We start from the raw sequence: 23,051 nt of genomic DNA on the forward strand, positions 1-23,051 counted from the left end.
TACCGCCCGCCAGCGCCCGAAACCATCATCCCGATGGATCACAGGCCGATGATGCGCTAACAATCAACTTGGACCAGTCAGTTGAGGCTGCTCAAGGTGACGATCATGCTATCAAGGTTTTTGAGAATTACTTATTGTCATTTGAGGACAAATTAAATTTTCTCTGTCCAGTAAAGATAACCAGGATGACATATGTGCGCTCAGGCTTCTCAAGTGACGATCCCAGTCATGCAGTCAAAATTTTTGTCAGCGGTAGTGGTTCGAGCTTGCGAATTGGGCGCCGACAGAGAAAAGGTCTTGGAAGGCTGCTTACTCAGGTCAGAAGTTTTATCTGGTCCTACCCAACCAATTCCTAGCGCATGTGTGTATCGCGCGTCCAACCGTGCCGCCAGACTTTCAAAAAATCCATATCTTTGCGCAGAGATTGCTAGTCAATTTGATTGGAGTGACGGTTTCGTCCCACCTGAAACTTTAAGTTACACGCCTAGCTTGGGAGACCTGCTCGTCGCTTGGCTTCACTTTGTGGAAGCCGTGCAAATTTCAATGAATTACACAATGACGATTGAAGATGGACGGGCCATATTGATGGGTCGCCGGATGCTTCAAGCCTCTCAACCTCCCGGCCAAGCAGACGCATGGGATGTTGTTGCATGGTCTGAAATGCTGAAGGCGAGATTGGGGCCAGTATGGAACAGCGCATTGGTCGAAATACTTGTCTTTGATCCGAAAGCGATCCCGCCAACTTTTATTCCAAAAAGTCAGGTTCAAAAATGCAATGCATGGGGCCTCAGTATGTCGTTCCCCGCGTCTTGGTTGATGCAGCAGTCAAAATTTGAACGAAACGAGACGACGGAAGCTTACAGCCCCATTCAAAAAGTACTCGACTTGACCGACTTGTTCTCTGTGATTGACTACTCCGCATGGCCTGGCTTGGACGGATTTGCAAAATTCATCGGTTTGCATCCCAAAACGCTTCAAACAGAACTTGCAAGACACGGCACGACAGGAGCAAATCTCGTAGACAGCGCGAAAATGCGTCAGGCGGAGCAATGGCTGACCGAGGGGCGCCTTTCTATAACAGATATCGGAAAGAACTTGGGCTACAAAAACCCAAGTGCGTTTACACGAACGTGTCGCCGTTGGTTTGGATCGTCGCCTTGCCGGTTAAAGCACGACCTCGATGTTCGATAATATGCCCGTGAAGTAGGTCCGCTTTGCGAGCAAAATCTGAGAACAATAAATTACGATTTGATTATACAAAATGTTGGAGTATCCTATGTTGCAGCAACCACATATAGATTGACTATTCAGGAGGGGATGGTGAAAGTTCTTAGATCAGCGGTTGCAACTGCACTAACCGCAACGCTGATAACATGCCCTAACTTGGGCGCAGCAGACCAAGTCTCGGAGCAGATAAAAGCGCTGCTGCGGTCAAATACGAATGCGAGTAGTACACTTTCAAACAGCAAGAGTTTGGACGCAGAAATCCTTGTACCTCGTTTCTATACGGACAGAGAATTTACGCCAGCTTGGACCAGTTTTGAATTGGTTGACGAGCTTTTTGAGGAGTTGGACGGAGCAATTGATCAGGGTTTTACGCCGAGTGACTTCAAACTAGAAGAGCTTCGATCCGCATTCAAAGCCTCACAGGATGGCGATGCCTCCAGTCGAGCTTTATTCGATATTCTGGCGACTGACGCGGCCGTAAAACTCGTACACCATTTGGTGTTTGGAAAAGTCGATCCAAATGCGCTAGACGACGCTTGGAATTTCTCAAAGCCAGTAATACAACAAGACCCTTCCGTTGTATTGAGCCACTATCTTCAAGATGAAGGCTTCAGCGCTTTAATTGAACGCATCGATATCGACAACGCGCAATATACGATGCTCGTTGATGCATTGAGCAAATACAGAGCTATCGCATCAAAGGGAGGCTGGAACACAGTCCCCGAAGAAACGGTTCTTAAGCCGGAAATGGTGGATCCTGCCGTCGCCGAACTGCGCAAAAGGTTAGCGACAGAAGGCTACGATGGAACAAATGAATTTCCAGAAATCAGCCAAAGCGGTATAAATCCAGCTTGGGTTTATGACGATCATTTGGTGCGACAGGTAAAAACCTTTCAAAATCGTCACGGCTTGGAGGCAGATGGCGTCGTTGGTGGTAAGACCTTCGCGTCTCTCAACAAACCTGTCGAAGATCGCATAGATAAATTGCGGCTCAGCCTGGAACGAGGCCGCTGGCTCATGCGCGAAATCGACGAAGAGTTCGTGCTGGTAAACATTGCAGGCGCTCGTACTTACTTGGTCACGTCCGATGGGACGCTTTGGACCACTCGGTCGATCACAGGATCAGCCTACCGAAAAACCCCAGTGTTCCGAGATGAAATTGAATACATGGAATTCAATCCGACTTGGACTGTTCCCGCCTCGATTTTTCGGAAGGATAAGCTTTCGCGCATCCGCAAGGATCCAGCCTATCTGGCGCGCAACAATTATGTAGTTCGGAACAAAGACGGGCAGACGATTCCTGCCAACGCTGTGAACTGGGGGGCAAAGAACCCTGGCGTCACTTTGGTTCAGCAACCGGGTCCAGACAATGCGTTAGGATTAGTCAAGTTCATGTTTCCCAACGAATACGCAGTGTACTTGCATGACACCAACGACCGCAGTCTCTTCGACCGAAATGAGCGAAACCTAAGTTCAGGCTGCGTGCGTCTTGAGTCTCCATTCGAATTTGCCAGCCTTTTGATGGAGGGAGAGCCGGACTGGAGCCGGCAAAAGATGCAATCCATTCTGGATAGCGGGAAGACAACGCGAGTTAACCTACCCGAGCCTATGCCGGTCCTTTTGACCTATTGGACTGCGTGGGTCGAAGATGGGACCGTTCATTTCCGCGAGGACCCTTACGAGCGAGATGCTCGAATACTTGCGGCTTTGGACCGATGAACACGTCATCCTAAAAGAGATGCGCAATTCTAAGCGTGCTAAATTGCCAGTAGTATTGGTGACTTCTAATTGGCGGAAATTCGAAGCAGTGTGAGCTGCAATAGGGGAGCACATGAGGGTTTGGCTCGTAAGAATAGTTGGGCTTGTTGCATTTCTAGCCTTCGCTGCAATCGCTTTTGTCTGGTTGTTGCTTGCTGCTCCGATGTTCTCGGACATGCGACGTGGCCTTGTAGAAAGAGTACTATCGGAACAAATTGGTCGGCCTCTATTGGTCAACGATGATGTAAGCGTCGCGCTTGGACGCATTAGTCACATTTACGTCGGCGGGGTGGTCATCCCGAGCCAGACAATGCCGGAGTCACCACTTGTAGAATTGAACCTGCTGGAACTGGAGTTGGACATTGCCGCGTTGACCAATGGACGTCTGCATTTTGACAATCTGGTAGTGGAAGGCCTCCAAGCGAATATTCTTACAGCCGCAGACGGCACAACAAGCTGGCGAAAAAACAGGCCAACACCCAAGCCGGTGTCCGAGGAAACTGTATCAGAGGATGATCAAACAGACGTCGCTAGCGCTGATAGGATCAATGAAAGCGACACTGAAGGCAGTGGGATCCTGAACTTTCTGAGCGACAAGAACGTCAGTTTCACGTCTATCGGGTTAAACATCGACGACAAGGTCTCGGGCTTCTCGTTTGTATTTGACCTCCAGTCACTCGCGCTCGCACTAGTCGACAATGGGCAACGAACAAAGGTCTTTGGTTCCGGCTCCGTCAACGGTCAGGGTTTCAAAATCGATGGCGACTACCCTCGCGCCGCGCCATTTACGACGCGGGCCAGTTTTGGAGAAATGACCGTGAGCTATGATGGCGAACCTTTCACGGAAGACGAAGGTGGTGGCTATCGAGCTGTATTGGAGATGGACACCGGAGAATTCGGTGATTTTCTGGATGTCATTGGATTGGAACGTGTTTTGGAAGGCAATGGCCAGTTGCAAGCTGAACTCGTGTCCCAAGACGCCCTAAAAATCGAAGCGTTTACAACCACCGTAAGCTTGGAGGGAGGGCAGAAACTTGAAGCTGAGGGTTCAATAGATGACCTCTACACCGCTCAGGGCGTCGATCTGCTTTTCAATGCGCGGCTTCATCCCGAAGGACAGCCGCCGCCAGCAGCAAAAAGTATCCAAGAGCTGAAATTCACCGGCTTTGAAATGCATATGGTCGGATCTCTGACGTCCTTCGAATTCGAGAAGCTACTTTTTCAAACAAATGCGTTTGACCAGGGTTTAGACGTAATCGGTCCAGCCTCTATCGAAACCATTCGTCGCATGCCGGACGGCCGGCTCGCCATGCTGGGCATCGCGCTGCAAGCCGGTCCAATTGAAGAGCCTGTCCTGAAAGCCGAGGGGGAAATTCTCGATCTGCTTCAGCTTCAGGACGTAACTTTCGATGGGGAGTTGAACGGGCCCGCCAAGTTGATTTTTCCCAACCTCGATAAAAGCTACGTTGACCAATTCGGCGGTATCGAGGCTGATTTCAACATATCCAATACAGGCGGCCCGGTTTCTCTCAATAGGTTCAATGCTACCAACTATGGCACCGAACTATGGGCGCTCGATCTCGCACTATCTGTCAACGAACTCAAAGGTCTGGCCGGTCTCGATTTCGATGTGGAACTGGATGTCGACGACGGTGCCCAGTTTCTGACCGCGCTCAACCTGCAACCTGTTGAAATCGGAGCACTCGCTATCGATGCTGAAACCTCCAGGCAGGGTGAAGACTTTGATGCCGCAATCCAGTTCGAGGCCGGGTCTTCGCATCTTCTTGCAGCCTTTGATGCACAGTTTCCCGAAGGTGCATCCGTCGTCCGTGGCAACATCACGAGTGAAAAGCTCGATCTCAACGACCTGAAGAACCTGACTGCCGTGTTGGACCAACTGAAAAGCTTGGTGGGCGAGGCCTCAAAACAACCTGACGCCGAAGTTCAGCCCTTGGTTTTGCCGAAGGAGACAGATGTCCAGCCCCTGGTGTTGCCAAAGGAAAAAGGGAAACCTGCCGATCTTCTGGATGTGCAACGCGTGCTAAGAGAAGCTGACGTCGAGGTACAAATCGAATTCAAAGAGATTTTAGGCCAACAAGGCGTAACATCTGTTTCCAGCCAAATGTCTGCCAAAGAAGGAACCGTGGATTTCGGACCTCTTCAGATGTCTTATGGCGGCGGAAACTTCAGCCTGCGGGCGGTCATGGACCTGATTGACTCACCTGATTGGCTTTCATTGTCAGGATCGACCTCAGGATGGGAATTTGGTGAAATCCTTGATGAATTGGGAATTGGAATTGATGCCTATGGCCGTTTGAGCGGTGAGTTCAACGTTTCTGGCAATACTGCCTCGGGCAAGGCCTTCATCAACTCGATGCGCGGCAACGCGTCTTTGTCGATGTCGCAGGGCTATATCAGCACCAGCTTATTGGAACTGGCGGGGCTGGGCATTTTCCCCTGGCTGTTTTCAGAGGAGTTCAGAAAAGGCTACACCGACATAACTTGCGTCGTCGCCCCGGTTGATATCCAGGCCGGACAAGTCAGTTCAAATTCCATCGTAATAGAAACAGGATCGGTTCAATTGGTTGCAAGGGGGCAAGTGGATTGGCTGAATGATACGATAGCAATAAGAGCGGAGCCGCGGCGCGTTGGCAAACCCCTATCCCGAAGCGCCTGGCCCTTTAATGTGACTGGCCAGCTTTCGTCGCCAAAGTTCAAACTTGATGTGGGCGGGTCCAGAAACAAGGCCCCTGAAGGCGCTGATGCTATGCCTGCCGACAGGCAACCCTGCGTGCCAGACATTAATCAATTGCAGTAATCGGACGCACCTAGTTCTTCAGTGGTTCCGGCTGCTCGGCCTGACACGCCAGAACCCCTTCGATTGCTTTTGCAGACCCGCTGAGATCTAGTTCAACCTCAGCCCCGCTTTCACCAATAATCGTGACACTTTGGCGTTTTCCAAACTCGGTTACAAATGCCGGGTTGTCGAAAAAGGCGTAACCACCGGGCACGCCATTCTTGAAGACACCCACCGCTTCGCCTTCAAACTTCGCATCACCAAAATCGAACTGTACGACCCCGGTCGCCCCATCTTCGATTTGAACCCAGGCCGGATTAAAAGCGGCAAAAAAGCCGCCGTCCTGATTGGGTGCCGCGCCGATTTCAACGGTCATGTCGTTTTCAAAGGGCTTCCACGCCAGACAGCCGTTGCCCTTTTCGGGATCAATCAGGATTGACCAATCCCCAGACTCACCCCACCGCTCCATACCAGCAGCATGAAGTAAGCTTGCACAACACAAAGCCAGTATTGTCAGCATATACCTGTACATTTTTAACCCCGGACTAGTTTTGAAGGTTTACCCATCCTACCGATCAAGGAAGATCAATCAAACGATACAGAAGAAGCTTCATCAGGACACAAGTTGTCGGGGCGCAACCGTGAAGTCTGCTTCCAGCTCAAAGCCGCATACGCTGCTATTGGCAGGAATGCCTGCTTTTCCCAGTCCGCTGCACTTTGCAAAGTCCGCTTTCTGCGCATTGCTGTCATTGGGACATCGCGCAGCATCGGTCAAAATGGGGCTCGTAGCGGTCATTCGCTGTACTCGGCATGAGCATCCGCTTTGCGGACAAAGCAGCCACGGGCAATAAAAGACCGCGTTGCCCTGTTTGAATATCGCACTCGATCTGGCCACTCACTTGGATTAACCAACATTCGTTGCTTTCCAGACAACGCCCGCGCCAGTTTGGGTTGGCTAACCATAAACTTGATGCTTGAGGCGAAGACACAAAAAATTACTGACAAGTGACCCCGCAAACTGCGGGGCCACTAATGGTTTGATAAAAAGGCAGCTCAACTTTTTTGAGGTTGAGCAACGGCCTAAGTTAGCTGGCAAGTGCAAGGTTGCATTTACGACCTTCTTCCATAGCCTTCTTCGTACCGGTTAGGTCCACAATGAAATTTGCAGACTTCTTTGGAAATGCGATCAAAGTCTGTCCTTCGGCCACGGCAGTCGCCATATTCGCGTCCTTTACAACGATATAGCCACCAGAGTAGTCATCCGCTAGCTTCTTGCTTTTTATGCCTTTTGCGCGACCTTCATACACGAAGTCGTCAATTGCTATTTCTATTTTTTGACGGTTTTTGATGTCTATGTCAGCTTGCGTGAATACTCCCAAGTAACCGTGTTTTTGGTTTTTGGTTAGACCCATCTGCATGACGTTCCCGCTCTCGAAGACTTTTTCTATCAGGCATGTACCGGAGTCGTTGTCAGCATAAACCGTCCAGCCTTCAACCTCACTGTAAATCTCGAAGTTATCACTACTTGCCGGAATCGGATCTTTGGCAGCGGCAACAGTTGCAAAAGCGGAGATTGCCGCGGCGGCGAAAATGGCAGTGTATTTCATGTATTCCTCCCAATAAGACGATGCGTCGCGAAGCTACCCACAACGCGACAAAACCAAATATTTCGATGTGAATTTATTTCAACGTGTGAAAGCGTTTTCTGCAAACAACTGCTCGAAAAGCACTGCGGAACGTCGGTGAACACCAATAGCCTGAATAGCACGCAAGCTCTTCTTTCAAAATACAAATCTTTTGTAAGAGTTTTGATCCAAACTCATGATGGCTTCGTACCTATCATACCCCTAACTGCTACCCACGGTCGTCTCCCATCCCATGAACGACCGTGGTTTTTTTCGCTAATTTCTTTGGTTCGTGTCTGGAAATGACTATGGGCTGCGCCGCAAGCACAACTACATAGGCGCGTCCATGCATTTACAGTAGTTTTTTCCATCACGTGGTTTCTTTTTAAATAACTACTTGGAACAGATCAAAAAATGGACCAACCGATATAAGCCACTAACCAATTTTGAGAAGGTGCTCGGGAAACTCGCGATCAAAGCGCTCTACCTCGAGGGGTGTTCGCATTGCACGTTCTGACTTTTGAAGCAGTTGGAGCTATCAAATATTCAAATTGGATACATAAATAAATCAAGTATCGAAATATCAGAATGCTTCCCGTAGTGAGTGCGGGCATCATTTTGATTACCTAGCACTTTCCTACAGCCCCGCGTTGAACCTATCCCAGGGTAATCGACGCGGGGCATCTGATAAAACCACCTCCGCAAGCAAATACTCTGTAACTTTGTCATTGTTCCAACGCACACTGTTTCTTGATCCTAAAAGAAAACATAAAAAGTGATCGAACTAGGTTAGCTTGCCGCCCTATTCGGGCTGGACGCGGTTACTCGTCGCATCCAGCCTTAACTTAAATTTGTGAGCAATGCAGACGCCAACGGCTTGATTTTGCAGACGACCATTCAAGTATGACCGGAGTTCATCTTGCGATAGTCAGAGGGCGCCAATCCCGTCAACTTCCTAAATGCGCGGCTGAAGTTGTTTGCGGTTTCATATCCTAGCATGGAGGAGATACTGGAGACTGTCTCGCGCGTATCTGTGAGGAGTTCCTCAGCCCTTGCTACCCTGACATCGTTGACGATTTCGCGAAAACGAACCCCTTCGCTTGCTAACTTCCGTTGTAGTGTGCGAACGCCAAGATCGAGCGAACGCGCGGTGGCATCAATCGACATTTCCTCCCGATGAAGTTGTTGCCAAACCACTTCCTCGACTTGCCCTCTAAGTGTTTGAGGTGGGCCGCCCAATCGTTCGCGAGAAATATCTCCGACAGTTGTCGAGCCGCCGGTGAGTTTTTTGGGCGTAGCTTCGGAGCTCAAAGCCGAAGCTTCAAACTCAACCCCAAGGCGGGTGGCGTTCCAGATTACAGGACAAGCGTAAGTGTCTTCTGCCTCGACAAACCCAGGAACTTTCGGGAAGTCCAAGAGCACGGCCGATGGCTTCCAGTCGTTTCCTAAATACGCGCGGAATATGCTCAGAAAAACCCCAACGGCCGAGAAACCGATGTCCGGATACGCGAAATGCGAGCGAAGTCCGAAACGATAACAGTAGCGCGCGCTTGTGCCCGAAGTTTCAAGCCACGCGCGATCCGTGGACGAATGAAATGGCATGACGGCAGAAGCTCGTATTAGCGCTGCCCCCAGCGTTGGAGCAGAAAGAACGTAACTCCCCCAGGCGCCGTAGTCAGCGACGGTGAGATACGGTGACCACAACAATCCGATGTTTTGTTGTCCCGAAGATCGTGCGGCTTCGTGCACAAAGGTCGCCAAGGCATGCTCCGAGATGTAACCGCCTCTTTCCTCAATGAAGTGAACAGGAAGATCGGCAGAGTCAAAAGCACGCAACAGGCGTCTTTCCCCAGCGGCCTCAAGCACAAACTGGGGCATCGCGCCCAAGGCCTTGGCCGAAATCATCGGTGGTAGGTTCAATCCGTCAACCCGCTTGTTCGCCCGCGTGTCGTGAAATGATACGCATCGGCTGAACGGATGTGCAAGCTTGCCCTAAACAGCAGGGAGCATTGCAGTATGAAAATACTTCGGCCATTACACGGCGGTTTTTCGATGCATTTTTTGGGAATGGTGCTCGGCGCAGGTATTTCTGCTTCACCAGTTTTCTCACAGTCCTTCAACGACACGGGCGAAATCCTTGCACGATCAGCCGAGGTCGCGGACATCGAGTACAAGATTATGGTGCAGCGTGCCACCCAGACGGCCATCTGGGGAATGCCTGCCGCCGGTATGATCGATTTCCTCAAGGGCATTCGTCGCGACCTCGGTGGCGACTACAATGACATCATTTATCTCAACAAGCCGTTCGACTCCAAACATGGGTTTCTTACGGCCAACGATGTTACGGCCTATGCTTGGGCTTCGATGACCTCCGAACCCGGCCCCCTTGTCATTGAAGTGCCCGCTGCCACCGAAAAGGTGAACTACTTCGGTACAATCGTAAATGCCTGGGATGTTCCGATTGTGGACGTTGGTCCCGACGGTTTCGATGAAGGTGCCGGCGGCAAGTACCTTATGCTACCCCCAGGCTACGAAGGGGATATGTCGCTGGAGGAATTAACTGAGGCGGGATACCTTCCCTTTGAAACAGATACCTACGAATATGGGTTTTCGTTCCGGCCAAAACTGACGAATGGCGGAACGGACGCCGATGCGGCCGACTACGCTCAAACGATCAAAGTGTACTACCTGTCTGAGGCCGACAATCCACCACCCAACAACTATCTCGAAGCGTCAGAAGTGCCGTACGACTCGCTTCCATACTACAACGAGACCTTCTTTCAGGATTTGAACGATTACGTTCAAAACAACCCCGTCAGACCACAAGACAAGGTCATGGTAAATTTCCTGAAGGATCTCGGGATCGAAAAGGGAAAACCTTTCGAGCCATCAGAAATTCAGATGCAAGCTATGAATGAGGGTTTGTTGTTGGCGTATGCCTCAATGCAGAACTACTTTGTAACGCCCGGCAAAGCCATGATCCCGCTCTGGGTCGACGATAGCGGCGAGATGAAGAGCCAGTGGCTGATATGGGACTTTGCCGAAGGTCAACCCGAGGCAGGTTTTCCGTATGAGACTGAGACCGAAGTCCTTGTGGATGCGCGTGCGGGCGGCAGTTATTTCTGGATTACATACCTGCCGAAACAACTGGGCGGAGGTACATTTTACCTGACAGGCCTGCGCGACAGCGACGGGGAAATGTACGATCGCAATCAGACCTATAAACTGAACGTCCCAGCGGATACACCTGCCGACGATTTCTGGTCCGTGATTGTTTATTCGATGGAGACCAAGAGCTTCATTCGGAACGTTGATCCTGTCGGTTTGTCCGAGCGCGACACTGATGCGATGCAGGCTAATGAAGACGGTTCTTACGACATCTTTTTTGGACCAGAAGCACCGGAAGGCATGGAAAGCAACTGGATACCAACCACAGAGCCGTACTTCCTTTTGTTTCGTCTATATGGGCCGCAAGACGGATGGCTGGAGAGTGGCTGGATGCTGGGCGATCTAGAAAAAGTAAACTGATCAAAACAAACAGTAATTCCCAATGGAGCGAACAATGAAAACAAAGTCGTTAGCTGTGCTGACTGCCCTGGTACTCGCATCGCATTCTTCAGCCCAAGAATTCAAAGCCGACGTTCCTGAGAATGTTCTTACACCAGACAAGGTCGAGACCCAGACGCTTGGTGATCTGGAATTCTTCGATGGTATGCCATCACCCGAGACGGTGGAGAAAGTCTTCGATAACCTTGATCTGATCAGAGCAACGACGGCTTTCCTGGATGGCATGAAGATCGCTTCGCTTCGAGCTATGTTTCAGGGATACGAAGACTTGGGCGTCAATCCCAATGACGTCGTGATTGCAGAAGACCTGCTGGACGCGCGGTCCATCTGGCTGACGCCCAATACAACCACAATCTACATTGGTTCGAATGTTGATATCTCAAATGGCCCGATGGTGATTCAGGTTCCGGCAGGCCTGCTTGGGTTGCTTGATGACGCCGCGTTTGACTATGTGACGGATATCGGGGCGCTTGGCGCGGATAAGGGAGAAGGTGGCAAGTATCTACTTTTGCACAACGACGATGAAACGCCGGTGCCCGAGGGCTACTTCGAACTACGCACAAAGACATATGAGCACTGGTTGTTGCTAAGACGCTCGCCAGACGCAGACGGAGATACGGCTGGCCCTGTTGCCGAGATTAAGGCGGGTCTGAATATCTATCCGCTTAGTGAAGCGGACAATCCTCCCGCGGAAACTTTCCTGAATATCTCCGGTGTTCAACACAACACTGTTCACGCGAACAACGAAGACTTCTTTGAAGAGATCCACGTCGCGCTCGAAAACAATCCAATTGGTGCGTTCAGTCCGGAAATTGTAGGAACGTTTGCTTCCATAGGGATCGGGAAGGGCGAGCCCTTTGAACCCGATGCCCGTATGCAGGCCATTTTCAAGGAGGCAGCAGCGATAGCAAATGCCACGGCGCGAGCAATTACGTATGCCTCGCGCGATCCGGGAGTTTTCTTTTATGAAGACCGGCAATGGAACTCACCGTTCCAACGCCAGAGCTATCAGTTTCTTGAGGACGGCGCGCGCATCCTCGATGATCGGTCGTACTTTTTCTATATGGCAACGGGCATAACGCCTGCGATGACCTCGCCACCGGTCGGGACGGGGTCTGTCTATGCGATGACAGCGCGAGACAACAACGGACAGTACCTTGACGGCTCAAAAACCTATAAGGTAACGCTCCCGGCGCCGGTTCCCGCCAAAAACTTTGCGTCGTTTATGTTGTATAGCGGACAGACTCGGTCAATCCTTGAAACTGACCAGCAATCCGGTGGTATCGACTCTAATAGACCAGGGATAAAGCCGAATGAGGATGGGAGTACCAGCATCTATTTTGGTCCAGAAGCCCCAGAAGGTTGGGAGAACAACTGGGCGCAAACCATGCCCGGGCAAAGCTTCAACGTGATGATGCGCCTCTACGGCCCGCTCGAGCCTTGGTTCGACAAGACCTGGCGTCCTGGTGATCTGGAACTGGTAGAATAAAGCGACAACCGCGACTATCGGGCGACGTTACTTTTTGGCGTCGTCTGACATTTTTTCGGTGTCCGCTTTGGGCTCGAAGAAGACATTCGCTGTCCAAGGCATGAATGTCTGCTGTGCGGACAGAGTTGCCGTCCTCCTGGATAGCCCGATTGTCGGGTGATGAATGCTGATGATCAAAATGCAAAAAAGCACCCATGTTTCCATGGGCGCTTTGGTTAGTATGAAGGCTCTTACCGTGCCAGTTGGTAGCGCTTCATCGACATAGAAGATGCATCGATCATGCTCATAAACTTCTCAGCAGCCGGAGCAGAGGCAAAGCTGTCCATGGATGCTTGCGCTGCCTCCGCGCTTTCCCAATTGACGACAACCGCCCATTTGTCGTCTGCGAAGGCGGCTTGCCGGGAGATGAAGCCAGGCTGTTTACTGACGTACTCGTCCTCAATGGCCTTGTCGACCGGTTCGAACGCTTGAGCTGAAACACCCTCGGCAAGGTTCATTGTCACAATCTCGACTACACCAGTTTCTTGAGCCATAGCTGAGCCTCCTAGCATCATCGTGAGGGTGATCAGGAATGCTCTCATGTTCGCCCCCGATCAAAACTTGCCGTTGTCATGAGCCATTCCCGCAGGGGTATCTGCGATCACGTCCCAATGCTCAACGATTTTGCCGTTTTCGACGCGGAACAGGTCATAGAAGGCCGTCGGCTTGTCGGCAAACGTGCCCTCAGAGGCGCTAAAGACAAAGTTGCCCTCGGCCACAACAATGTGGACATCCGAGTAAATCATCTGGATGCCTCGCTCGGCCATGCCAGCGAGTGCCGCACCCAAACCGTCCAGGCCGTCAGCAATGTTGCTGTTGTGCTGGATATAGGTCTCCGCGGACAGGAAATCCGTGATCCGGTCAACATCGCCATTTTTAAGGATCGTGTTCACAAAGTCGGTGACCAAAGCCTTGTTCTCGGACGTCTTTTCCAGATCGGTGATCTCAGTTGGACCATCGGTCTGACTGTGCCCCGAAGGATTTGGCGGTGTAGTTGGAGTCAGGTTGTCCCAGTGTTCTGCAACCTTTCCGTCTTCGACGCGGAAAACATCGAAGCCCACCAAAGTTTCAGCACCGAACGCCTGAGCGTTGTTGTAGGTGGTGTGCAGGACAACCATGTTGCCTTCCGCGATCACCCGGTGGATATCCACCTTGATCCCGCTTTCTTTCAGACCAGGAATGAAGCCAAGGATCGGCGCAGCCCCCGTGGGGACGGCTGGGTTGTGCTGGATATAGTCCTTTGCCAGCAGCTGTTCGGCGGCAGTTGCGTCGAAGTTGACAAAAATGGCAGCTACGGCCTCCATTACGAGTTCTTTAGGTGTCATTGTTGTAGTCCTCTCTTGGTTTGATTTGACGACATTCACGCGGCGCAAGCCTGCACTGAGGTGATCGTGAATTCTGTGCCCCACGGATCGACCTTCTGGCAGGGCGTGAGACTTGCGGGGTCAGCCAACAGCTCAACACTCGCGAGACCTGTGGTTTCGACAGAGCGCGGGCCTGCCCCCTTTGATTGCCAAGCATTCGCCGCAAGATGGTGATGGTAGCCACCGGACCCGAACCAGCGGGCTGAGGGCAGCTCAAATGTCTGAACCATACTCAGCTCGTCAGTAACGAACTTGGCTGCCTTGCTGACATCACCGACACGTAAATGAACGTGTCCGATGACTGTGCCTTGCGGTGCGCCTTGCCACTGTGTGGCATCTTCCGTTAGTGATTTCAGGTCGAGCGGGTGCGTTGTCATGTGGATGGTATCGCCTTGGCGTTTCCACGCTTCGCGAGGCAGATCACGATAAATTTCGATGCCGTTTCCTTCGGGATCGTTCAGATACAGCGCCTCGCTGACACCGTGGTGGGATGCGCCATCCAGGCGAACACCGCGCTCTTCCGCGTAGATCAGCCATGCGCCGAGGACTTGTTTGGACGGCAACAGAAATGCGGTGTGAAACAGCCCCGCCTCTTTAGGAAAGGGTCTAGCGTTTCGGTCCTGGCGCAACTCGATCAGCGTTCCGGCTTCGGTGCCGAGGAAGGCGCTTTCACCGTTGCGTTCGATCAGGCCGATGCCAATCACGTCTTCATAGAAGGTGGCGGTCTTATCCAGATCGCGCACCGTCAGGGCGACCTGACCTATTGAGATGGGGGCGTCTGACGTTGCCATGTTCTTTTCTCCTGCGATTCAGCTTGAGAGGAACTTAGCGATGGTCTTTTCTCCATGAAATGGCGATAAGAGCGAGTGTGTATCGCGCAAATGGAGACAATGCTATGGACCGGATCGACGGGATGCAGAGCTTCGTGGCTGTTGTGGAATCCGGTTCTTTTGCCGCCGCCGGACAACGGCTTGGCATTTCAAACAAGCTGGTCAGCAAACGTGTGGCCCAGCTCGAAAACATGGTTGGGCTGAATCTTCTCCATCGCACCACCAGGTCTATGTCGTTGACCCACGAGGGGGAGCGATATCTGGAAGGAGCGCGACGGGTGCTGGCTGAATTGGAGCAGTTGGAGACTGAGTTTGACGCTTCAGAGGGCTTGAAGGGCATCGTTCGTGTGGCGGCGCCCCTTACCTATGGCGACACGGCGGTGGCTAAAGCAGCAAGCCGTTTCGTAGAGCAACACCCGGACGTCACAGTCGAATTGGACTTGTCGGATCATTATGCTGATCTGGCCAAGGGCGGTTTCGATATCGCAATACGGATCGGCGCGCTCAGTGACTCCAGTTTGGTCGTTCGCAAGCTCGGTGAAACGCATATGAAAGTCGTCGCGACTCCTTGCTACCTTGAAGAACATGGCGCACCTTCACATCCTGCGGAACTCTCGGACCACATTTGCATTCGAGATGCGAACAACCCCGATCCAAACCGCTGGCCATTCCAGATCGAAGGGCAAACCGTGCAGGTGCCTGTCTCTGGCCCATTTCTGGCAAACAGTCCTCCCGCGTGCCTCGTACCGACGCGTGCCGGGAGCGGCATCTTCATATGCCCAGATGTGTTTTTGGGGGACGACCTTGAAACCGGACGTCTTGTGCAACTCTTTCCGGAGTTCCATTCCCGCACTTTGCCGATCCAAAGCGTGCAGTTACCTTCGGCCTTTCGAAAGCCGCGTGTAAGGGCCTTTGTGGAGTTTATGCGTGAAGAGATTCGGGCGTAGGTCGGCTCGAAAGTGGCCATTCGTGCAGTGTGCGGCATTTGGTAGGTATGGGCTCAGTATTGCCGTTCTCTGCGGTTTGCATGGTTGGCGAGTCGCAGCCCCATAGCTGACGTTCGCAGTTGGACTTTACAATTTTCCAGATGCGGGACAAAACCGCGGTCAGTTGCACCGCCGCGCTCGACAGTCGTGTGAGCGTAAGTTCAGGTGACGTCGAAGGCGATTGGTCGTAGGGTGTGTCAACGTCGTGGTGTATACCAAATCGGTGACGTATAAGCCCGTTCCTGGTGACTTCGCGGAACGTCTGCTGTCATCGTAATTCCGTAGAAGTTCTCATCATATGCCTGCCAAGTAGGTGTTGGTATCTCAAGAACACGGGCATAGTAGACCGCAGGTACGGAAGGATCGAAATCGGGGTCCACCCACAGAGCGCGCAATTCGGCATCTCCGATTGAGTTGGAGTAAGTGGCATTCGCCTCGTCAACCGTGCTGCCGACGGAGCTTGTAGCTCGGCCTTCGGGTCCGATCTCCCGATTATCGGAAAGGGCAATGTCAAAGATTCGCTCTTGACGTTCGCCAGCGGCATTCACCCAGCCTTTTATAATCTGGATGCGGTCAAGGTTTGCGCCTTGTGGGTCTCTCAGCGCACCAACCATAAAAGTAGGCGGACTTGTTGCATCCGGTGCAGCCGTAAGATCGCCGCCCATTGGAACTCCCTTTCTGTAGCCAACCTCGACAACATCGGGTCGGTAGACGTCGCTATCGGTGTATTTCCAGCCCCCAAAGAAACGTACGACTATCCTCGAACCAGTTGTTGCGTAGACTTCCTTGGCTTGCATGGCGTCGAATATTGCGGCACGCGAATTTTCACGAGCCCACACTCCAGCAAGTCCTGACGCAATCGTTTCGTACTCGAATGAGGAGAGCGAGTCATCGCCGCTCAATGACTGGACGATGTAGTTTTCCCACCGGTCTGATGAGGGCTCCGAATAGGGTGTTTTACCCCAGAAATTGTCGTCCCTCGCAGTGGCAACGCTTGTATGGGAATCCGTCGAACCAATTTGTCCGAACTTGAACGGGTTCACGCCAAGGCGCAGCATTTGTTGAAGGCCAACTTGCAAAGCAGAACGGCTATACTCAAACGGCAGCATTTCCGGGGTTTTGGGGGCCAAGCCCACAATATCAGACTTGTCCCAAGTGCCGTAGTCCGCGAATTCGTCGTTCAGAGATAGCGCGGGATGCGTTTCTCCATCGCCTTTGATCTGTGTGACTTCGATCAGCGGCTCCCAGCGCATACGAGTACTCGCGTATTCGGCGTCAATCGGCTCTCCGTTCAGGCGCTCCGTCGCGAACATGAGCCCGTTTGACAAGTTCCCATTATGGGGAATGGCCAGAACAGAACCCGCCGTCAGATCTTCGTAGTTTTGCATGTACGCCCAAAGATCTTCAGGGTCGACACTGTCGAATGAAGCAAAGGGCACCACGCGGCTCGCTTTCTCGCCGCCGTCTTTGAAAACAACAACACGATGAAGATTGGATGGGGTCTCGAGGGTGTTAAGTGACGACCATTCGAATCCAATAAAGGCCGTGAAATTGCCTGGGTCGTTGTACTGTTCCGCCAATTCAATCTGCCGATTCCAGATTGTACGGGTAATCTTGGGTTGGTTGATAAAATCGCGATTTTGCGCGACGCCTTCGACCAAACGGATATAAGCTTCATATCCTTCGCCTGATTGGACCAGATCGTACAATTGCCGCCCATATTCAGTTGCCAGTAGATCGGGGTTCGCCTCTTCCAGCATGATTGGCACGCCGAGGTATTCGGCGTGGTCAGCGACTACGAGGAAATCAAGTGGGCGACCGATCCGCACAGGTTGCCCTGACGACGTAATAACCTCTTCTCCACGTGCGAAGCGGTACGCGTCTTCGGGTGTAAGGGTGTTTCCAATCATCCCTGCATCGGTCGAAAACATCGTATGTAAATGCGTATCACCCCAATACAGCCCGGCCGCGAAGTCGTTGCTCCGTGCACCATGCCTAGCGAAGGGTGAATAAGTAGCAGGAGGATTTGTAAAGTCTTCCGGACCAGGTGCAATCTCTTGCGAAAGAGTGGCACTTGGCGCCCATATGATCACTGTAGTGCCAATCAATAATTGTTTGAGCATAATTTGACCCTGATCCACGCGTACCGAATTGCTCTAACTGTAGCCGACAGTGTAGCTTGACACTAGTCAACAGGCTGTCTGCTCCGACCTCGGCACAGCCATTTGCCGCTTTGTTTAGGATACCTGCCCAAAGAGCTGCCGACTTGGGCCTGAATTGAACGTTCAACCAAATCGTCTGCATGTCTGTTCTGCGGACAAAACAGACCCAAGCAAAAATATAGAATTGATCTGTTCCTTCATCGCCTTACGCTGAAGACATGGAGATTCCGCTCATGTACCGCACATTTGTTTTTTCGATTTTTGTGGCCATTGCCACGACCTGCTCGGCGCAGGATTACGAAATAGTCATAACAAACGGGCGGGTCATCGATCCGGAGACAGGTTTGGACGCCATCCGAAATCTAGGAATAAACGGTGGCGAAATAGCCGCTATTTCAGAGTTCGCCATGGCAGGTTCGTTGGAGATCGATGCAACTGATCTTGTAGTGGCGCCAGGGTTCATCGATTTGCATGCACACGGCATGAACTTGGGCGATATGCGTATGCAGGCGATGCAAGGCGTAACAACTGTTCTGGAGTTGGAGTCCGGTATCCTACCTATTGCAGATTGGTATGCCGAAATGGAACGGCAGCAAACGCCGCTGAACTATGGGGCGTCTGCGGCTTGGACGTTTGGCCGAATAGCTGCGTTCACAGGTGAAGGGCCTGTTGCCGAACTATCCTATTTTCAAGATGCGCAGAGGTTCGACGATTGGAAAACACAAATCGCCGATCCGCTTCGCATGGTGGAGTTGTTGGACTTAGTCGAGCAAGGATTGAAAGAGGGGGCACTGGGTGTAGGCGTTAATGCAGGATATGCGCCTGGTTACGGACAAAAAGAGTACTTTGCGTTGGCAAATATGGCCGCCGACTATGGTGTGGCCACGTATACGCACGTGCGATATGCATCGAATTTGGAACCGCAGGGGTCTTTTGAGGCGATAAAGGAACTGATTGCAAATGCGGCGCTCACAGGCGCACACATGCATATCTGTCATATCAACAGTTCCTCATTGGAGGACATACACGCCACCCTTGACTTGGTGGATCGTGCGCAGACTCAAGGCATTAACGTCACAGTAGAGGCCTATCCTTATGGCGCCGCGAACACCGTTGTAGGAGCCGCGATGTTCTCGGGTGACGGGTGGCGAGAACGCATGAGTTCAACGGCTCAGAACTTTCAATTGGGCGCAGATCGCATGACAGAACAGGAGCTGGCCGATTACCAGGACAACGAGCCTGGCACCTTTGTTACGTGGCATTTTCTGGACGAGAACGATCCTGAAGCGCTTGCGCTATTGGATGCATCCGTTACCCACCCAGCAGTCATGATTGCCTCGGATGCAGTGTTCTGGTCTTACTTCGACGAAAGCGGGGCTGTTCTAAATTATGAGGGAAGTGATTGGCCACTTCCCGACAACGTTTTCAGTCATCCAAGGTCTGCTGGAGCGTTCACAAAAATCCTTCGATCTTATGTGCGCGAACGGGGTTTGCTGTCGCTCGAGGAAGCAATTCGCAAGATGTCCTTGATGCCAGCTCAAACGCTCGAGGAATTCGTTCCACAAATGAGAAAGAAAGGGCGCCTGCAAGTTGGAATGGATGCTGACATCGTCGTCTTTGACCCCAAGACAGTGGCGGATCTAGCCACCTATGAAAACGCAAACCAACCTGCAAAAGGTGTCCATACCGTTCTCGTAAACGGCTCATTAGTGGTTGAGAATGGTGAACTCAAAATAGACGCTGATTCCGGTCAACCAATCCGCCGCAAGCTCGAAAGATAAGGTGACCGCTTTGGGCTCGGTTCGGTTTTTCGCAAAGTACTTGTGAGCGTCTGCTGTACGGACTTTGCGGCCGAAGAAATTTTTTGCACCAAGGTGCTGAGCCTAAAAAGTTAACAAATCAGACTGTTCCTCCAAGCCGATGTTTTTCCTATCGTTGGTGAGAAATAGCGTTTTGGGAGGTCTAAATGAACAAACTTGTCTCAGTAGCGGGCGCGGTCTGCTTTGCTTTCGCTGGAGCTTGGGCCGACGAGCATGCCCCGCCCAACATTCTTGTCATCATGGCAGACGACGTGGGTTGGGCGAGCGTCGGCGTTTACCATGGAGGTGTCAAAAGCATCGAGACGCCGAACTTGGATCGCCTCTCCTCTGAGGGTGCTCGTCTCACAGATTATTATGCCGAGCCAAGTTGTACTGCCGGTCGATCAGCTTTCATGACTGGACAATTGCCCATTAGGACGGGGATGCACACTGTAGGGCTTCCTGGCGATCCGATAGGTTTAAACCCAGATGACCCAACGCTTCCGATGTTCTTGAAAAAGTTGGGGTACACGACGGGGCAATTCGGAAAGAACCACCTAGGCGATCTCAACGAGTTCCTACCGACTACAAAAGGTTTCGACGAGTATTGGGGCTGGCTGTATCATTTGAATGCCATGGAATATACGTCTGATCCGGATTGGCCAGACGACCCAGAATTCAATGCGCAATTCGCGCCTCGCAACATCATTCATTCGTTCGCAACAGAGGAAGAAGACGAAACAGTCGACCCGCGATTTGGAAAAGTCGGGAAGCAGCGCATTATTGATGATGGGCCTGCGCCTCCTGAGCGCCAAAAGACTTTGGATGACGAAGTGACATCATACACTAAGGACTTCATTTCTCGTGCAGTAGAGTCGGACACTCCGTTTTTTGTCTGGATGGCTCCAGCCCGTGCACACGTCTGGACCCACCTCAGCCCCGAATACGAAGCTATGTTGGGCAATGGGCGCGGACTTCAGGATGTTGTCATGAAGGAGTTGGACAACAACGTTGGTAACGTTCTCAGCCACCTTGAGGACCTGGGAGTCGCCGATAATACCATAGTGATGTTCACCGCAGACAATGGCCCGGAAACACTGACGTGGCCCGATGGTGGTACGACTCCGTTTCATGGGGAAAAGGGTACTACTTGGGAAGGTGGCTTTAGAGTTCCTGCGATTATTCGCTGGCCGGGCAAAATTCCAGAAGGTCAAGTCTTGAATGGCATCTTCAGTGGAATGGACTGGATGCCAACATTTGTAGCTGCGGCTGGAGGTCCGACAGATCTAAGAGAAAAGCTCCTGGAGGGATATGAAGGCTATAAAGTGCATCTCGATGGCTACAATCAACTATCTTACCTGACGGGTGAGGATGAAGAGAGCAATCGCCGCGAGCTGATTTACTATCAGGGTACGGACCTCCAAGCAGTACGCTACAACGATTGGAAAGCGCACTTTGTCGTTCAAAACTACGGCTGGTCAGGCCCGAAGGAAGAACTGGTCGCCCCCTTGCTTTTCAACCTCCGCCGCGATCCCTACGAAAAAGCTGCGGAGGAAAGCGGTATGTACGTCCGCTGGATGGGTGAGAAAATGTGGGCATTCGGCCCAGCCGCCCGGTTAGTGCAGGCACATCTCGCTACTTTCGAGGAGTTCCCTCCGCGCGGGAAGCCGGTCGCCAATCAAGACCATGTTGAAGAACAAACATCAACCGAAGGCGGCATCTCTCAGTAGAGGAAGCGAGGCAACCAATACGCCTTTCTCACCGCAGCGTGGGCATCCGGCTCGGATCATCGGATGCCCAAAATAACCGACTAGGAATTTCGCAAAAAGCGAAACCTCTACGTGAAGGAGTCCTCCATGAGTGCTAGATTAGTCCTTCTGCTTGCTGCCGTCGGCCTCGTGCCAATTGCGTTGTCATACGGTCTGATGCCCGGCCGTTCGATCCCAGTTTTGCTGGGATTTCCAGTGGAAGGGACGAACCAGACTCATGTCTTCCGAGCGATTATGGGTCTTTACATGGCAAACGCGCTGTTTTGGTTGGCGGCTGCTTCGAAACCAGAGTTACAACGCCCCGCGCTGTGGGTTCTATTTTTGTTTATGTCAGGACTGGCCGTTGGGCGCATACTAAGCATCCTTATCGATGGAGTTCCGAACGGGGTACTTCTCTTTTATCTTGCAGCCGAGATAGCTTTTGCAGCTCTGGCGGCGGTTTCTCTGAAAAAAGTACGAGGAAACAGGAAGTGGTAAAATGGTGAGGTCTGGCTTTGTTTTCTCGATGATCGCAACTTTATCAGTTTCGGCATCCGCTTTTGCACAATCTTCATCTGTCCAGACCGCGGTGGACGAAAACTTCTTAGAGCTTGAGACTGCCGTTTCCGAAGCGGAAGCTGCTCCAATTGCATCGATAGATCACGCACGCCTGGCCAAGGCCGAAGGCGTCGAAATGCCAGCATCTCGTGTATTCGTTTTCTCTGATCCAGAGGTAAACACACCAATTCTGGAAGAGACCGTGCGAGCAGGTCTGGACCTTCCTTTTCGCGTACTTTCCTTCGATCAGGATGGTAGCCCACAGATCGCTTACACAGACTCTCAATTCCTCAAAGTCCGGCATGGGCTCACGGACGCTTCTTCGTTGAGTGCGTTTCAGAGCAAGATGCTCGAAGTTCTAAACGACTTGGATGCAACACCAGCGCCGACCAACGGGTTGTTTGCCGACTACGGGATCATCGAACTGCGATCTCAGCTCAGCGTACCAGAGGCAGTCGAACGTCTCAGGACAGCAGTCATGGGGCAGGACGATACTGTGTGGTTTGGGAAAATCGATTTTGCGACCGAAGCGTCCCAACTGGGGGTGGACCTGCCGGAGGCGGTACTTTTACTATTCGGCGGACCAGCGCCCGGTGATGTGGCTATGGCGGACTTTCCGGCAATTGGTTTGGATGCCTTTTGCCAAAAACTATTGGTTTACGCGAATGAAGAAGGCGGCTCCGTAGTCATTTTCAATGACATCGCTGCTTTGGCGGAGTTGCACTACGGTTCTTCAGCCGAACCTCATCACAGTTTGAACAAACGGCTTACCGCAACATTTCGCACGGCAATTGAGTAGCCGCTGTTAGGAAAACGCAATAGAAACCCTATACCGATTGGCCACCTTTTCGTTGTCCACTTTGGGCTCCAAGCGGCAGTTCAGCCGGTCCAGCTAAGTGTCTGCGTTACGTATGTGCCTGCGACTCTTGTAGATACAAATAGCGTTGCTTTTTGCGGTCCACGTTTCTCTCCCACACTCGGATAAGCTTCCACTTGACGACCAGCAAAGCAATTTTGGGCGATGCACTTGCATTGTTGCGTACGAAGTGAGCCTCCCCCACTGAACTGGTCCACCGTTATGTTTAGGAAACGGAGGACCACG

Annotated in this window: 18 protein-coding genes; 11 read left to right on the forward strand and 7 right to left on the reverse strand. The window is 51.9% G+C overall.

Annotated elements, in window-relative coordinates:
• The 4 genes from GOW60_RS21270 to GOW60_RS20750 all read left to right on the forward strand — a co-directional run.
• On the forward strand, positions 1-356 hold a 356-nt coding region (locus tag GOW60_RS21270; RefSeq protein ID WP_254444045.1), incomplete at its 5' end, for a hypothetical protein.
• A 199-nt stretch (positions 357-555) separates the two neighbouring features.
• On the forward strand, positions 556-1,191 hold the full coding sequence (locus GOW60_RS20740) for a helix-turn-helix transcriptional regulator (protein ID WP_254444046.1): 636 nt from the start codon (positions 556-558) through the stop codon (positions 1,189-1,191).
• 192 nt (positions 1,192-1,383) lie between these two features.
• Positions 1,384-2,946: a murein L,D-transpeptidase gene (locus GOW60_RS20745; RefSeq protein ID WP_254444047.1), complete on the forward strand. Its 1,563-nt coding sequence runs from the start codon at positions 1,384-1,386 to the stop codon at positions 2,944-2,946.
• Between the two features lie 268 nt (positions 2,947-3,214).
• The gene (locus GOW60_RS20750) at positions 3,215-5,803 is read left to right on the forward strand and encodes an AsmA-like C-terminal region-containing protein (RefSeq protein WP_254444048.1); all 2,589 of its coding nucleotides are present in this window, start codon (positions 3,215-3,217) and stop codon (positions 5,801-5,803) included.
• Positions 5,804-5,813: 10 nt separating this feature from the next.
• Here the strand turns inward: GOW60_RS20750 and GOW60_RS20755 are convergent, their stop codons facing one another.
• The 3 genes from GOW60_RS20755 to GOW60_RS20765 all read right to left on the reverse strand — a co-directional run bounded on the left by GOW60_RS20755 (position 5,814) and on the right by GOW60_RS20765 (position 9,312).
• Complete coding sequence (locus GOW60_RS20755) at positions 5,814-6,302, reverse strand: hypothetical protein (protein ID WP_254444049.1); 489 nt, start codon at positions 6,300-6,302, stop codon at positions 5,814-5,816.
• 565 nt (positions 6,303-6,867) lie between these two features.
• The gene (locus GOW60_RS20760; protein WP_170332103.1) at positions 6,868-7,389 is read right to left on the reverse strand and encodes a hypothetical protein; all 522 of its coding nucleotides are present in this window, start codon (positions 7,387-7,389) and stop codon (positions 6,868-6,870) included.
• Positions 7,390-8,304: 915 nt separating this feature from the next.
• Positions 8,305-9,312, reverse strand: a complete 1,008-nt coding sequence (locus tag GOW60_RS20765) for an AraC family transcriptional regulator (RefSeq protein ID WP_171230782.1) — start codon at positions 9,310-9,312, stop codon at positions 8,305-8,307.
• Positions 9,313-9,423: 111 nt separating this feature from the next.
• Here GOW60_RS20765 and GOW60_RS20770 point away from each other — a divergent pair, with 111 nt between their 5' ends.
• Together GOW60_RS20770 and GOW60_RS20775 are read left to right on the forward strand one after the other, a co-directional pair.
• Entirely contained in the window at positions 9,424-10,935 is a 1,512-nt protein-coding gene (locus tag GOW60_RS20770) for a DUF1214 domain-containing protein (protein WP_217355664.1), read from the forward strand.
• 34 nt (positions 10,936-10,969) lie between these two features.
• A complete protein-coding gene (locus tag GOW60_RS20775; RefSeq protein ID WP_171230783.1) occupies positions 10,970-12,463 on the forward strand; it encodes a DUF1254 domain-containing protein in 1,494 nt (497 codons plus the stop codon).
• Positions 12,464-12,693: 230 nt separating this feature from the next.
• Here the strand turns inward: GOW60_RS20775 and GOW60_RS20780 are convergent, their stop codons facing one another.
• Genes GOW60_RS20780 through GOW60_RS20790 form a run of 3 tightly spaced genes read right to left on the reverse strand, consistent with a single transcriptional unit; the run spans position 12,694 to position 14,657 of the window.
• Positions 12,694-13,044 carry an antibiotic biosynthesis monooxygenase gene (locus tag GOW60_RS20780; RefSeq protein WP_170723441.1) on the reverse strand — a complete coding sequence of 117 codons (351 nt, stop codon included), beginning with the start codon at positions 13,042-13,044 and terminating at the stop codon, positions 12,694-12,696.
• 12 nt (positions 13,045-13,056) lie between these two features.
• On the reverse strand, positions 13,057-13,827 hold the full coding sequence (locus GOW60_RS20785; RefSeq protein ID WP_171230784.1) for a nuclear transport factor 2 family protein: 771 nt from the start codon (positions 13,825-13,827) through the stop codon (positions 13,057-13,059).
• 35 nt (positions 13,828-13,862) lie between these two features.
• Entirely contained in the window at positions 13,863-14,657 is a 795-nt protein-coding gene (locus tag GOW60_RS20790) for a VOC family protein (protein WP_171230785.1), read from the reverse strand.
• Positions 14,658-14,761: 104 nt separating this feature from the next.
• Between GOW60_RS20790 and GOW60_RS20795 the strand changes: the two genes are divergently transcribed.
• Entirely contained in the window at positions 14,762-15,643 is an 882-nt protein-coding gene (locus GOW60_RS20795; RefSeq protein WP_170723438.1) for a LysR family transcriptional regulator, read from the forward strand.
• Positions 15,644-15,879: 236 nt separating this feature from the next.
• Here the strand turns inward: GOW60_RS20795 and GOW60_RS20800 are convergent, their stop codons facing one another.
• Positions 15,880-17,805, reverse strand: a complete 1,926-nt coding sequence (locus tag GOW60_RS20800) for a DUF3604 domain-containing protein (protein WP_171230786.1) — start codon at positions 17,803-17,805, stop codon at positions 15,880-15,882.
• A 272-nt stretch (positions 17,806-18,077) separates the two neighbouring features.
• Between GOW60_RS20800 and GOW60_RS20805 the strand changes: the two genes are divergently transcribed.
• From GOW60_RS20805 to GOW60_RS20820, 4 genes are all read left to right on the forward strand, one after another.
• Positions 18,078-19,625 (forward strand): amidohydrolase family protein, encoded by a 1,548-nt coding sequence (locus GOW60_RS20805; RefSeq protein ID WP_217355665.1) that lies wholly within the window; start codon positions 18,078-18,080, stop codon positions 19,623-19,625.
• A gap of 185 nt (positions 19,626-19,810) precedes the next feature.
• Positions 19,811-21,373: an arylsulfatase gene (locus GOW60_RS20810; protein WP_171230788.1), complete on the forward strand. Its 1,563-nt coding sequence runs from the start codon at positions 19,811-19,813 to the stop codon at positions 21,371-21,373.
• Between the two features lie 126 nt (positions 21,374-21,499).
• Positions 21,500-21,889: a DUF4345 domain-containing protein gene (locus tag GOW60_RS20815; RefSeq protein WP_171230789.1), complete on the forward strand. Its 390-nt coding sequence runs from the start codon at positions 21,500-21,502 to the stop codon at positions 21,887-21,889.
• A gap of 1 nt (position 21,890) precedes the next feature.
• Positions 21,891-22,748, forward strand: coding sequence for a DUF302 domain-containing protein (locus GOW60_RS20820; RefSeq protein ID WP_171230790.1), 858 nt, complete (start codon positions 21,891-21,893; stop codon positions 22,746-22,748).
• The last annotated feature ends 303 nt before the right edge of the window (positions 22,749-23,051 follow it).

The organism is Ruegeria sp. HKCCA4008, from assembly GCF_013033125.1.
Taxonomy (GTDB): domain Bacteria; phylum Pseudomonadota; class Alphaproteobacteria; order Rhodobacterales; family Rhodobacteraceae; genus Ruegeria.